The sequence below is a fragment of the Streptomyces sp. NPDC047515 genome, assembly GCF_040643055.1.
Classification (GTDB): domain Bacteria; phylum Actinomycetota; class Actinomycetes; order Streptomycetales; family Streptomycetaceae; genus Streptomyces.
Window position 1 is genome coordinate 1 of the sequence record NZ_JBEYTM010000061.1, and the last position, 13,087, is coordinate 13,087.

Consider the following 13,087-nt stretch of genomic DNA (forward strand, 5'->3'; position numbering starts at 1 on the left):
GAACCCCCGCCCCTTCGCCTGGACGAAGAGCGCCGACGAGATCCTCGAACGCCTCGCCGCATATCTTGATCGAATTCCTGGCGCAGGACACTAGGGGCGCCGCGGCGTGCACGGTGAGGAACGGTCGGCGGTGGGGTCAGTGGTGGAGTAAGGCCCAGGCCTTGCAGCCGCCGGACGGGGTCAGCGCCGGAGCCAGCCCCCAGTCCCCGCCGTGTGCATCGACCGCGGCAGCCAGCAGCCACATGCTTTCGCTGCGGCGTTCGCGGCAGGTCTCGGACTTCTCGGCGGAGCCGTGGGACGGATGCTGGTCGTAGAGGATGACGCGCAGCGCGTCGAACTGCCAGTGCACCCGCAGCAGCATTTCCCGGTCCGGGGTGAACCGATAGGCGGTCGCGACCAGTTCGGAAGCGGCGAGGACGGCTGTCTCGCGGAGCTCCGCGAGGCCGTGCCGGGTGAGGAGCTCACCCACGGCACTGCGTGCGAGACCGGCGCAGAAGGCGCCGCCCGGCAGTGCGAACGAATAGCTGAGGTTGTCCGTCACCGGAGGGTGGGGTCCGGCCGACGCGAGGGCCGGAAGGCAACGCAGTGCGCCCTTCATCAAGATGCTCACATTTCCGGTAATTGTGTTGACGATCACACATAGGCATGGTCGCCCCGTGTGAGACTTGCGCTACCGACCGTAGCGCACGTCGGAGCACAGTGCTACCACTTGTGCCGTTCTGGTCGTTTCGTTCAACCTCCACCCTCGGAAGGACATGTGTCGTGCCGCCCAGAAGCACCCCGACCGCCCGGCAGCAGCGCCTCGGGCACGAACTGCGCAAGCTGCGCGAGCAGTCGGGAATGTCGGTGCAGCAGGCCGCCGCCCTGCTGGGCGTCGACCGCACCCGCATCCCGAACATCGAATCCGGCCGCTTCGGCATCAGCGCCGAGCGGGTCCGCACCCTCGCCTTCAACTACGGCTGCCCGGACACCGGTCTGGTCGACCTGCTCGCCGAAATCGCCCAGGAACGGGCCAGGGGATGGTGGGAGGAGCATCGCGGGCTGCTGCTCCCCGGACTGCTCGACATCGCCGAACTCGAATATCACGCGGTGGAGTTGACGACATCGACCACCACACACATTCCCGGCCTGCTGCAGACCGAGGACCACGCCCGAGCGGTGTTCGACACGGCCGATCCGCAACTGCCCGGACCCGACCTGATGGCCCGGCTCTCCCTGCGGCTGCGCCGCAAGGAGGTGCTGAGGCGGGACCGGCCACCGCTGTACGAGTCGATCGTCCACGAGGCGGCGCTGCGCATGCAGTTCGGCGGACCCAAGGTGGCCAGGGCGCAGCTGGACCACATCGTCGACCAGTCCGAGCGGGACCGGATCACGGTCCGGGTCATCCCGTTCGCCGCCGGCGGTTTTCCGGGCGCCGGACAGTCGTTCACCTACGTGGGCGCCGCGGTACCCCAGCTCGACACCGTGCAGCTCGACTCCTCACACGGTTCGATGCTGCTGGAATCCGACATGCAACTGCGCCGCTACCGGGGCCTGTTGGAGCGCCTGCGTACGCTGGCGCTGCCGGTCGAGGAATCGCGCGACTTCATCCGATCCATAGCCCAGGACCTCTGAGGAGAGAGAACATGACCGACATCTGCTGGGACGATGCCTTCTGCAGCGAAGGCGCCAATTGCTTCCGCTTCGGACTCGACGACCAGGGCAGGGCGTACATCGGCACCACCACGGACACGGGTGCCTATGTCAGCGACTCCATGGAGGCGCTGCGGGCGCTGATCTCCGCGGTGAAGTCCGGCGCGGCGGACCATCTGCTCTGACCGTCCCGCCCCGCCGCGCCCCTGTGTCCCCGCACGCGTTCACTCCGAGTACGCCGACGACTCCGAGCGCTCCGCCGGCGGGGCCGGTGCCCGGTCCCGGAGAACATCCCACCCACCCGGAAAATCCGGACAGGAGCTGTCGGGTATCGCCGTTAGCTTCGGCGCATGGATCGGAAACAGGACCGGAGCATCGTCATCACCGGAGCACGCGCGAACAATCTGCGCGATGTCTCCCTCACCGTCCCCAAGGAACGGATCACCGTCTTCACCGGAGTCTCCGGGTCGGGCAAGTCGTCGATCGTCTTCGACACGATCGCCGTGGAGTCGCAGCGCCAGCTGAACGAGACCTTCACCTGGTTCATCCGCAACAGGCTGCCGAAGTACGAGCGGCCCCATGCCGATTCCATCGACGACCTCTCCGTGGCGGTCGTCGTCGACCAGAAGCCGATCGGCGGCAACGCCCGCTCCACCGTCGGCACGATGACCGACATCTGGTCGGTGATCCGGGTGCTGTTCTCGCGATACGGGACACCGAGTGCGGGCCCGGCGACCGCGTACTCCTTCAACGACCCCGCGGGAATGTGCCCGGAGTGCGACGGCGTGGGGCGCACGGTCCGCCTCGACGTCGACCGGGCGATCGACCTCACGAAATCGCTCAACGAGGGCGCGCTGCTGCTACCGGGGCTCTCGGTGGGCAGCTGGGAGTGGCAGCTGTACGCGGGCTCGGGGCGCTTCGACAACGACAAGCCGCTCGCGGACTTCACCGCGGAAGAGCTCCGGCTCCTGCTGTACGGAGGAGGGTTCACCGTACGGCTGCAACTGAAGTCGACATCGGCCGACATGCGTTTCGAGGGGATCGCCGAGCGGTTCACCCGGCTCTATCTGAAGCGGGACACCGAGGCGCTCTCCGAGCGGCGGCGCGAGGCCGCCCGGCGTTTCACCACGGAGTCGGTGTGTGCGTCCTGCGGTGGCGCGCGGCTGAACGCCGCGGCACTCGCCACCCGTGTCGACGGGCTGACCGTGGCCGACTACGGACGGATGGAGGTGGCCGATCTGGTGGAGGTACTGGCCGGGATCGACGACCCGGTGGCCGGTCCGATCGCCTCGGCCGCACGCGAACGGCTGGAGCGTCTGGTGGGTATCGGCCTCGGCTATCTCAGCCTGGACCGGGAGACCACCACCCTGTCGGGCGGGGAGGGACAGCGGCTCAAGATGGTCCGGCACCTGGGCAGTTCACTGACCGGGCTGACGTTCGTCTTCGACGAGCCGAGCGTGGGCCTGCATCCGCGCGATGTCGGCAGGCTGATCGATCTCCTGGTGCGGCTGCGCGACCGGGGCAACACCGTCGTCGTCGTCGAGCACGACCCGGACGTGATGGCGGTCGCGGACCACATCGTCGACATGGGACCGGGAGCGGGCAGCAACGGCGGACACATCGTGTTCGAAGGCCCGGTGGACCGGTTGCGCGAGGCGGACACCCTCACCGGCCGGTGCCTGCGCCGTCGGATGCCGCTGAAGGAGACCGTCCGCGCCCCCACCGGGCGGCTGCCGGTGACGGGCGCCGCACTGCACAACCTCAAAGGGGTGGACGTGGCGTTCCCCGAGGGTGTGCTGACGGTCGTGACGGGGGTCGCTGGATCCGGCAAGTCGACGCTGGTGTCCCGGGTGTTCACGGCGGCGTACCCGGACGCGGTGGTCATCGACCAGGGCGCGATCACCGCGTCGTCCCGCTCCACCCCGGCCTCGTACCTCGGCGCGCTGGACTCCATCCGGAGGATCTTCGCCAGGGAGAACGGCGTCGATCCGGGTCTGTTCAGCTTCAACTCCTCCGGGGCGTGCGGGCATTGCTCGGGCCGTGGCGTCATCTGCACGGATCTCGCCTTCATGGACCCGGTGACCACCACCTGCCAGGTGTGCGAGGGTCGGCGCTTCCACGACGACGTGCTGAAGCACCGGGTCGGTGGCGCGTCCATCGTCGATGTGCTGGAGATGACGGCCGCACGGGCGGCCGAGCTCTTCGACGACCGGGCACTGATGCGGAAGCTGCGCACGCTCGACGACGTCGGCCTGACCTATCTGACGCTGGGGCAGCCGCTCAGCACGCTCTCCGGCGGTGAGCGACAGCGCATCAAGCTCGCCACCCGGCTCCACCGCACGGGCAGTGTCTACGTCCTGGACGAGCCGACGACCGGACTGCACATGGCGGACACCGGCACGCTCGTCGAACTGCTCGACCGCCTCGTCGACGCCGGCAACAGCGTGATCTGTGTGGAGCACAACCTCGATGTGCTCAAACGCGCGGACTGGGTGATCGACCTCGGCCCGGAGGGCGGCAGGAACGGCGGCGAGCTGGTCTTCGAGGGGACCCCGGCGGCGCTGCTTGCTCATCGCACCTCGTTCACGGCCGAATATCTGCGCCGGGACCTGGAGCTGGAGCTCCCGGACGACGGCGGATGAGAGCGCCCTCCCGGGTCCACCGGCCCCGACACGACCCCTCATCGGGGCATCCGAGGGAGATCCGGAACGCCTCAGAGCCCGGCGGAGTGATGACCTCCGCCCTTCACGACCTGCGTACATAACGTTACGTAATCGGGCATCGCGGGAGCGGGCTTGGCGGTGGCCTTACCGCCGCTTTAACCTACGGTCTCGTAACCTACGTTCCCGTAGGTACTTCTCCCGTCCCCAGGAGTCCCCGTGACGATCACCGCTCCCCACCTCGGCAGTCCCCGGGCGTGGACCGACGCCCATCTGCTCCACGCCCTGGAAGAGGTGGTGGAGAGGGAGCTCGACCGCCATCTCAAGGTCGCCAAGGACTGGATGCCCCACGAGTACGTGCCGTTCTCCGACGGGCGGAACTTCCCGGGCGTCTTCGAGGACGGTGAGGCCTGGCAGGCCGACCAGTCCAAGGTCACCGACATCGGCAAGATCGCGCTGGTCGTGAATCTGCTGACCGAGGACAACCTCCCCAGTTACCACCATGAGATCGCCTCCCTCTTCGGCCGTGACGGCGCCTGGGGCACCTGGGTGCACCGCTGGACCGCTGAAGAGGGCCGGCACGGCATCGTGATGCGCGACTATCTGCTCACCTCACGCGCCGTCGACCCGGACAAACTGGAGCAGTTCCGGATGGCGCACATGGCGGAGGGCTTCGAGTCGGACAATCGTCACTCGATGCTGCACTCCGTGGCGTACGTCGCCTTCCAGGAGCTGGCCACCCGCGTCTCGCACCGCAACACCGGGCATCAGTCGGGCGACCCGGTCTGCGACCGCATGCTGGCGCGGATCGCGACCGACGAGAACCTGCACATGGTCTTCTACCGCAACCTCCTCGGCGCGGCCTTCGAACTCGCCCCGGATCTGACCATGCAGGCCGTGCGTGACGTCGTCGTCAACTTCCGGATGCCCGGTCACGGCATGCCGGGCTTCGAGCGGGCCGCCGCGCAGATGGCGATCGGCGAGATCTACAACATGCGCATCCATCACGACGACGTGATCCAGCCGGTGCTCCGTTACCTGAAGGTCCTCAGCATCGACGGCCTGGGCCCAGAGGGGCTGCAGGCGCAGGAGGAGCTGGGCCTGTACATGGGCGGCCTGGACGGCGAAGCGGCGAAGTTCGACGAGAAGCTCGCTGCCCGCAAGGCACGGATGGCCGCGCGCGCCGGGGCCTGACGCCGCGTCCGGCGCTCCTGGGCCGCTGGACGGACCATGGGTCGGCCACCCTGTCCAGCGGCCGGGGCCAGGCCTGCGCGCCCGGCTCACATCGTCGCGTGCAGGTCCTGCGCGTAATGCTCGATAGCGCGCCGGTACCGGCGCACGCGCGGGTCCTCGCTGGTGGCGGCGAGCAGTTCCAGCAGCAGCCGGCTGGATTCGTACGGCCGTCGCGAGCAGTGCGTCCCTGGCGTGATCGTTCATGCGGGCATCTTCCCAGGCCGGCGGAGCCTGTCCGGCTGCGGGGACCGGCGGGCCCGCACGCCTCGGTGCGGCCGGTGCCCGGTCCGGGCGGGTTCAGGCCCGGTCGCGACCCGTTCTGCGCAGCCGCTCCCGCTCCTTCTCGGAGAGGCCGCCCCATACGCCGAAGCGCTCGTCGTTGGCGAGGGCGTACTCCAGGCACGCCTCGCGCCCCTCGCAGGCGTTGCAGAGCTGCTTGGCCTCACGTGTGGAGCTGCCGGGAGCAGGAAAGAAGAACTCGGGCCCCGCCTGCGCGCACAGCGCCGTCTCCTGCCAGGCGAGCGCGGGGTCGGCCGCGGTGTTGATCAGCATGGAACCCACCGTGCCCGGTCGCGATAAACGACTGATCAACGCTTCATCAATGCGGCGCGCCGATGGCTTCCGGTCAGCCTTCCGGTGTCGGCGCACTCTTGATCAACGCGAATTCCGCGCCGTCCGGATCGGCTACGTCGGCGAACGTGCCGACGCCTTCCATCTCCAGCGGCTCCAGCGTCAGTTTGCCGCCCAGCCGCTCCACGTCCGCGACGGCGGCGTCGCAGTCGTCGACCTCGAAGTACGGCAGCCAGTGCGGTCCGGCCACCGCTCGTGTCGCAACGGCGTCGAGCGGCACCAAGCCTCCGAAACTCGCCCCCTGCCCACCGCCCTCGGTCCGGATCACCGTATAGGACCCGCCGCCTCCGGGGAACGGTGTCAGCCCGGTCTCCCAGCCGAACACGGCACCGTAGAACGCGGCGGCCGCCGGGACGTCCGGGGTGTACAGCTCGGCCCAGCACAAGGAGCCCGCTACCCCCACGACGCCGAGGCCCGGGTTCTCCTTCGGCTGCCAGACACCGAAGAACGCCCCCGCCCGGTCCTTGAAACCGGCCGCCCTGCCGAAGTCCAGCACATCTCTCGGGGCGAACGGAACGCTGCCGCCGGCCTGCTCGACCGCCCGTGCAGTGGCATCGGCGTCCGGTGACCGGAAGTACACCGACCAGGACGGCTTCGCCCGCTCCTCGGTGACCTCCATCGCGCCGCCGACCGTCCTGCCGTCCAGTGTGAACATGCCGTAACCGCCGGTCTCCGGGCCCCCGGCCAGGAACTCCCAGCCGAACAGACCGGAGTAGAACGCGATGGCCCCGTCGAGGTCGGGCGTGCCCAGGTCGATCCAGTTGGGCGCTCCGGTGACAAAACGGGTGGTGAGCATGGCGAGCTCCTTCGATGAGGCCCGTTCTCGCGGTGCAGGCGCATCATTCCCGACGTTCCGAGTCTCGCACCGGGCACTGACGACCGCAGCCCGCGCCCGCCGGGCATACCCGGTGCCTGTGAGCTCCTCTTACGCCGTACGGTGGCCGCCCGGCCACCGTACGGAGCATCGGCCGCCGTGTCTCAGACCCTCACCCCCAGCGCCGGAAGCACGGTCTCCGCCACTCGGTGGGCCTCCTCCAGCAGCGGGTTGCCGGAGAGGATGAAGGTGTCGACGCCCAGGTCCTCGAACTCCTCGAGCCGCTCGACCACCTGGGCCGTCGAGCCGACCACCGCGGTGCCGGGGCCCGGACGGAAGAGGCTCATGCCCGGCCACATGTTGGGGTACGCCTCCAGTTCGCGGGCGTGGGCGGGGACCTTGCCGCCGTGCTGGCGGAACTGGCGCTGCCAGCCCACGCCGTCCTCTCCCGCCCGGTCGCCCACCTGGCGCGCGTACGTCGCGTCGCTCGTCACGTCGAGGAGCCGGTCGGCCGCCGCCCACGCCTCGTCCTGCGTGTCGCGGACGATGAGGTGGAGACGCAGTCCGATCCTGAGCGTGCGGCCGTGGGCGGCGGCGCGCGCCCTGACCCGCTCCAGCTTCTCCTTGAGCAGGTGCGGGGGCTCGCCCCACGTCAGGAAGACGTCGACGTGCTCGGCCGCCATCTCGATGCCGGGGCCGGAGGAGCCGCCGAACCAGAGCGGGATATGCGATTCCTGGACCGGCTTCAGCTCCCTGAAGGACGCGCCGGCGTTCTTCAGGTCGTAGAAGCGGCCCTTGTGGTCGAAGACCTCGCCTGCGGTCAGCCGCTTCACGATCGACCAGTACTCGGCGCTCAGCTCGTACCGCTCGTCGTGCTCCACGTGGAGTCCGTACTCCTGGAGCGACTTGGTCGAGCCGTTGACCACGTTGAAGCGGAGCCGGCCACCGAAGAGGGTGTCGAAGCTGAGGGCCATCTTGGCGAGCAGGGTGGGCGAGATCAGGCCGGGGTGGACGGCCAGTAGGGGCTTGAACCTGGTGCTGGTGGAGGCGGCGAGTGCGCTGCCGAGCGGCCAGACGTCGTACAGGTCGGTGGCGAGCAGCGCACCGCTGTAGCCGAGGCGTTCGACCGTACCGGCGAGCTGGGCGAGGTAGCCGAGATCCACCGGCCGCCGTCCTTCCGGCTCCCAGGGGTAGGCGCCTTCGCGCGGGATGATGTACCAGAGGACTTCGGTCGCCATGCGGTCACGCCACCTTGCCGGCGAGGGCACCGGCGCGGGCGTGCGCGACGGTGACCGGCCGGTCGATGAAGCCGGTGCGGTGGAAGATGTCGGCCGCCTCCTGCTGCTCGGCGATGAAGGCGTCGGTGACGGGCTCGATCTTCCAGGGCAGGGTGCGCAGCGCGGTCTCCCAGTCGTCGGCGGATCCGCCGAGGTCGGCGGCGGCGATCTGGGCGGCCCGGCGGGGATGGGCCGCTGCCCAGTCGTCGGCGCGTCGCAGGGCGCGGGTGAGCGCCTCGATGATCTCGGGGCGGTTCTCGGCCAGGTCCCGGCGGGCGAAGAAGACGGAACGGTCGCTGATCACGTCGCCGGTACGGATCAGGGTGCGCAGCCCGCCGGTGCGGCGGGCCGCGGCGAGCTGGGCGCCCTGCGCGACCCAGGCGGCGATGGCACCGGTGCGCAGCAGTTCCTCGCTGCCGTCGCCGCTGCGGACGGCGGTGATGTCGTCGGCGTACGAGAGCCTGGCGTCGTCGAGCGCCTTGGCGATCAGATGGGTCTGCCAGGAGCCGATCGCGAGGTGGACGGTGGTGCCCCTGAGGTCGGCGACGGTCCGCACGGGGCTGTCCTCGGGGACGAGGAGCGCGCCGTGTTCGGGGCGCGGGGCGGAGACGGCGGTGTACACGATGTCGTGGCCCGCCGCCTGGGCGGTGACCGGCGGGGTGGAGCCGGTGCCGCCGAAGTCGATGACGCCCTGGCCGAGGAGTTCTCCGGTGCGGACCCCGTCGGTGTACGGGTGGAAGACGACGCTCTCGCCCAGCGGGGCCAGTTCCTCCTGGGCCAGGCCCAGCCGGGAGAGGTGGTACAGGTGGTAGAGGGACGGGTTGCTGCTGTGCACTCCGATGGTGATGGCCATTCAGATCACTCCGGCTTCGGTGCGTTCGGGGGTGGTTGGGGGGTGCGAGGGGCGCGGGGCCGTCTCGACCCCGAGGTCGTCGAGGAGTCGTCGGCGCAGGGCCACGAGCGCGGGGTCGCCGGGTTCGCGCGGCCGGTCGACGGCGACGGGCTCGTCGGTGACGAGCCGGCCGTCGCGCAGGACCGCGACCCGGTCGGCGAGCCGTACCGCTTCGTCGACGTCGTGGGTGACGAGGAGGACGGCGGGCCGGTGGTTGCGGCACAGCTCCCCCACCAGGTCCTGCATCCTCAGCCGGGTCAGGGCGTCGAGCGCGGCGAACGGCTCGTCCAGCAACAGCAGTTCGGGCTCACGGACCAGGGCGCGGGCGAGCGCGACCCGCTGGGCCTCGCCGCCGGAGAGGGTGGCGGGCCAGGCGTCGGCGTGCCGTTCCAGACCGACTTCGGCCAGGGCCCGCAGCCCGTGCCCACAATGGCCGCGCGGCAGCGCCACCGTCACATTGGCGAGGACCTTCTTCGACGGTACGAGGCGGGGCTCCTGGAAGACGACGGTGCGTGCCCGGGGGACGAGGACCTCTCCCTCGTCGGCGCCGTCGAGTGCGCCCAGGATGCGCAGCAGCGTCGTCTTGCCGCTTCCACTGGCGCCGAGCAGGGCGACGAACTCGCCCCGTGCGATGTCCAGCCCAAGGCCGTCGAGCACGGCGCGGTCGCCGAACACGCGGCGCAGCCCGCGCACCCGGACCGCGGCCTGTGGGGTCTGCTCGGTCATCGGGTGGCTCCCCTCGGGGCGCGCCAGGGCATCAGTACGCGCTCCAGCAGCCGTACGACGATGTCGGCGGTGAGGCCGAGCAGCCCGTAGACGAGGATGCAGACGGCGAGGATGTCGGTGCGGGCGTAACTCTGCGCCTGGGACATCAGATAGCCGATGCCGGCCGTCGCGTTGATCTCCTCGGCGGCGATCAACGCGATCACGCTGAGCGTCATGGAGAGCCGCAGTCCGGCGAGCAGGGACGGCAGTGCTCCGGGCAGGACGACCTCGCGCACGAGAGCGAGCCGTCCCATGCCGAAGCTGCGCATGGCTTCGACGAGTTCGGGATCGGTGTTGCGCACCCCGCTCGATGTCGACACATACATCGGGAAGGTGGTGGCGACGGCGATGAGCAGGATCTTCGCGGTCTCGTTGATCCCGAACCAGACCATGAACAGGGGCACCAGGGAGAGGAACGGGATGGTGCGCAGGGTCTGCAGGGAGGAGTCGAGGAGTTCGTCGCCGAGGCGGGTGAATCCGGTGGTGATCCCGAGGGTCAGCCCGGCGGCGAGCCCGATGAGGAGACCGAGTCCGGAGCGGGTGAGGGAGGTGGTGAGCGCGTCGGGCAGTTGCCCGTTGCCCCACAGCTCCCCCACGGCACGCAGCACCTCGGCGGGCGACGCGAGCACGTCGGGGGTGAGGAGTCCGGTGGCGGACGCCGCCCACCAGAGCGCGAGAAGGACGACGGGGCCGAGGGCCCGGACGGTGGCGGAGCGGGCGCGGCCGCGGGCCCTGCGCCGCTGGGGGCGTGGCCGGACGAGCCCCGGAGTCAGGGTGGTGTCGCTCATTTCAGCTTCTCGATGTCGAGGAGGTGCGCGGCGACGTCGACCTTGGTCGTGGTGACCTTCTGTGCGGCGTAGAAGTCGGCGACGGCCTCGAAGCGCTTGATGTCCTCGGGTCCGATGGGCCCGACCGTGCCGCCCTTGCGGGTGACGTCGGTCTGGACCTGCTTCGCCTTGCCGGTGACGGCGGTCGGTCCCACGTCCGTGAAGACGTTGAGGTACGCCGCCGGGTCCCGCTTCTCCTTGGCGCCGGCGTCGTGGAGGTACTGGTAGAGCGCCTTCACGACCTCCGGGTGCTGCTCCGCGAAGCCCGTGCGTACGGCGTTGAGGCTGTAGTTGTCGGAGCCGATCGCGGCGCCGTCGGCGACGAAGTGCGCCTTGCCCGTGCCGATTTCGGCGACGGCGTAGGTCGCCCAGACGGCCCAGGCGTCGACCTTGCCCGCGTTGAAGACGGCGGCCGTCTGGTCGGGGCGCAGATAGACCCGCTCGACCTTGTCGGCGGGGACACCGGCCTCGGCGAGCGCCTTCAGCAGCAGGTATTCGCCGGTGCCCCCCTGGTTGACGGCGACCTTCCTGCCGACCAGGTCGGCGACCGAGTCGATGCCGGAGCCGTTCTTGACGAGGATGCCCTCGCCCGCCGCGTCCGGGTCGACGGCGGTGAAGAACTTGAATCCGGGGCGCTGGGCGAGCGAGGTGATGCCGGAGGTGATGGAGCCGGTGGCGATGTCGAGCTGGTCGGCGTTCATCGCCTGGGCGGCCGGGGCGAAGGGCCCGGCGCTGCCGGTCCACCGCACCTTGGCACCGACCTCGGCGAGCGCTTTGTCGAGGCTGCCGTCCTTCTTGCCGAGGGCGAGCACACCGGAGTTGCCGGGGTCGGGGATACGGATGTCCACCGTGCTCCCGGCACCGCCGCTGCCGTTGTCGGCCCCGGAGGTTCCGCACGCGGTCAGGACGAGGAGTGCGGTGGTGGTGAGGAGCGCGGGGGCGACGGCCGTACGCAGTGGTCGGGGAAGCTTCATGGCGTTGGGGGTCCTCGTGGCTCAGGGGGCGGGAAGTGCGGAGGCGGAGGGGTGCCTGTGGGCGAGTGCGGTGGCGCGGCGCAGCGGTTCGGGGTCGGCCCAGTCCATGACGTCGACGGGTTCGGGCAGGAAGCCGTGGGCGCGCAGCCGGGCCTCCTGTTCGGCAAGGAGGGCGAGGCGTTGCGGGGAGAGATCGGGGTGGAGGGTGAGGTGGGTGCCGGGCCGGTAGGCCCCGGCGACGCCCTCGGTGCCCGCCCCGGTCTCGGCGCCGAGGATCCGGGCGACCTCGCCGGGCTGTCCGGCGGCCCAGTCGGCGGCCCGGAGCAGGACGGCGAGGAAGCGGTCGACGAGGTCGGGGTGGTCGTCGAGGAGCTGCTGATGGACGGTGATGGGGCGCGGGGTGCCGTTGTTGATCCGGAACCGGCGGTCGGGCAGTTCGTCGAGCTCGACGGCGACCTCGGCGCCCGCCCGCCGTGCCGCCTCGACGGCCAGTGCGCCCTTCACGTACACGGCATCGACGTCACCGCGTCGCAGCGCCGCCAGCTCGGCCGCCCACTGGCCCTGGTGTTCCGCCGCGGGTACGTCGACGAGTGTGGCGTCGTCCGGTGCGAGTCCGGCACCGGTGAGCGCGCCCTCGAAGCCGCGCAGGGCCATGGCCCGCCAGAAGTCGACGGCGATGTCGTGCGCGGGAACGGCGAGCCGTAGCCCGCGCAGGGCCTCGACGCCCCTGATGCCGGAGCCGGGCCCGACCAGTACGGTCTGCCGTTCCTCGATCCAGGTGAGACCGATCAGCCGTGTCCGCTCACCGCGCGAACGGGCCCACAGGGCGGGGACGTTGCCGCCCTCGCGGAAGAGGCCCGGCAGGGCGTGGGTGAAATGGGCGGCCCGGTCCGCGTCGGGTGCGGCGTCCTGGAGGGAGCGCACCGTGATGCCGTCGGGGGCGAACTCTTCGGTGAGCCACTGCCGGTCGGCGGCGATGCCGGTCGCGGTGGGGACGGGGCAGCGGGTGAACCAGAGCGTCCTGGGCAGGACGGCATGCGTCATGGAGTCTTCCCGAGAGGTCGGCGAAGGGATGGAGTCAGGGCGTGCGGCACGTACGTCGGAGATGTGGGCACCGTGTGCGGCGACAGGACCCGGGCCGCGTCGAGAACGCGGCGGGCGAGGGGGAGAAGAAGTGCGGGTAAGGAAGGAGGGTCAGCGACAGACGGCGCTGGAGACCCGCGCCAGGTCCACGTGACGGCGCAGCGTGAGGGCGAGCAGGACCGGAGCGGCGGGTGCGGAGATCGCGGTTCGGCGGCCGGTCACGGCACTGCTCCCTTCTGCTCGTCGGTGGTGACGGGCAGCAGCCTGCCACGGCCGCACGTCGACCCACAACTCGCTTCC

At 70.4% G+C, this 13,087-nt stretch carries 14 protein-coding genes; 4 read left to right on the forward strand and 10 right to left on the reverse strand.

The features are described from left to right. Window positions 1–136: 136 nt before the first annotated feature. On the reverse strand, window positions 137–610 hold the full coding sequence (locus ABZ826_RS32740; protein ID WP_361456552.1) for an ATP-binding protein: 474 nt from the start codon (window positions 608–610) through the stop codon (window positions 137–139). A gap of 152 nt (window positions 611–762) precedes the next feature. On the opposite strand from ABZ826_RS32740, the gene ABZ826_RS32745 reads away from it, so the two are divergent. The 4 genes from ABZ826_RS32745 to ABZ826_RS32760 all read left to right on the forward strand — a co-directional run bounded on the left by ABZ826_RS32745 (window position 763) and on the right by ABZ826_RS32760 (window position 5,486). Then, the gene (locus ABZ826_RS32745) at window positions 763–1,614 is read left to right on the forward strand and encodes a helix-turn-helix transcriptional regulator (protein WP_361456555.1); all 852 of its coding nucleotides are present in this window, start codon (window positions 763–765) and stop codon (window positions 1,612–1,614) included. A gap of 11 nt (window positions 1,615–1,625) precedes the next feature. Next, window positions 1,626–1,817 (forward strand): hypothetical protein, encoded by a 192-nt coding sequence (locus ABZ826_RS32750; RefSeq protein WP_361456558.1) that lies wholly within the window; start codon window positions 1,626–1,628, stop codon window positions 1,815–1,817. Window positions 1,818–1,982: 165 nt separating this feature from the next. Next, the gene (locus tag ABZ826_RS32755) at window positions 1,983–4,274 is read left to right on the forward strand and encodes an excinuclease ABC subunit UvrA (RefSeq protein ID WP_361456561.1); all 2,292 of its coding nucleotides are present in this window, start codon (window positions 1,983–1,985) and stop codon (window positions 4,272–4,274) included. Between the two features lie 237 nt (window positions 4,275–4,511). After that, the gene (locus tag ABZ826_RS32760) at window positions 4,512–5,486 is read left to right on the forward strand and encodes an acyl-ACP desaturase (protein ID WP_361456564.1); all 975 of its coding nucleotides are present in this window, start codon (window positions 4,512–4,514) and stop codon (window positions 5,484–5,486) included. A 336-nt stretch (window positions 5,487–5,822) separates the two neighbouring features. Here ABZ826_RS32760 and ABZ826_RS32765 read toward each other — a convergent pair whose 3' ends face one another. The 9 genes from ABZ826_RS32765 to ABZ826_RS32805 all read right to left on the reverse strand — a co-directional run bounded on the left by ABZ826_RS32765 (window position 5,823) and on the right by ABZ826_RS32805 (window position 13,009). Next, the gene (locus ABZ826_RS32765; RefSeq protein WP_351072723.1) at window positions 5,823–6,077 is read right to left on the reverse strand and encodes a WhiB family transcriptional regulator; all 255 of its coding nucleotides are present in this window, start codon (window positions 6,075–6,077) and stop codon (window positions 5,823–5,825) included. Window positions 6,078–6,150: 73 nt separating this feature from the next. Beyond that, the gene (locus tag ABZ826_RS32770) at window positions 6,151–6,951 is read right to left on the reverse strand and encodes a VOC family protein (RefSeq protein ID WP_361456568.1); all 801 of its coding nucleotides are present in this window, start codon (window positions 6,949–6,951) and stop codon (window positions 6,151–6,153) included. Window positions 6,952–7,133: 182 nt separating this feature from the next. Next, window positions 7,134–8,207 (reverse strand): LLM class flavin-dependent oxidoreductase, encoded by a 1,074-nt coding sequence (locus tag ABZ826_RS32775; RefSeq protein ID WP_361456571.1) that lies wholly within the window; start codon window positions 8,205–8,207, stop codon window positions 7,134–7,136. Between the two features lie 4 nt (window positions 8,208–8,211). After that, entirely contained in the window at window positions 8,212–9,099 is an 888-nt protein-coding gene (locus ABZ826_RS32780) for an ABC transporter substrate-binding protein (protein WP_361456574.1), read from the reverse strand. Then, entirely contained in the window at window positions 9,100–9,864 is a 765-nt protein-coding gene (locus tag ABZ826_RS32785; protein WP_361456577.1) for an ABC transporter ATP-binding protein, read from the reverse strand. Then, window positions 9,861–10,691 (reverse strand): ABC transporter permease, encoded by an 831-nt coding sequence (locus tag ABZ826_RS32790; protein ID WP_361456580.1) that lies wholly within the window; start codon window positions 10,689–10,691, stop codon window positions 9,861–9,863. The genes ABZ826_RS32785 and ABZ826_RS32790 overlap by 4 nt, the downstream gene beginning before the upstream one ends. Beyond that, the gene (locus ABZ826_RS32795) at window positions 10,688–11,704 is read right to left on the reverse strand and encodes an ABC transporter substrate-binding protein (protein WP_361456583.1); all 1,017 of its coding nucleotides are present in this window, start codon (window positions 11,702–11,704) and stop codon (window positions 10,688–10,690) included. The genes ABZ826_RS32790 and ABZ826_RS32795 overlap by 4 nt, the downstream gene beginning before the upstream one ends. Before the next feature lie 21 nt (window positions 11,705–11,725). Then, window positions 11,726–12,748, reverse strand: a complete 1,023-nt coding sequence (locus tag ABZ826_RS32800; RefSeq protein WP_361456586.1) for an ABC transporter substrate-binding protein — start codon at window positions 12,746–12,748, stop codon at window positions 11,726–11,728. Between the two features lie 150 nt (window positions 12,749–12,898). Continuing rightward, window positions 12,899–13,009: a putative leader peptide gene (locus ABZ826_RS32805; RefSeq protein ID WP_361456589.1), complete on the reverse strand. Its 111-nt coding sequence runs from the start codon at window positions 13,007–13,009 to the stop codon at window positions 12,899–12,901. Window positions 13,010–13,087: the final 78 nt, after the last annotated feature.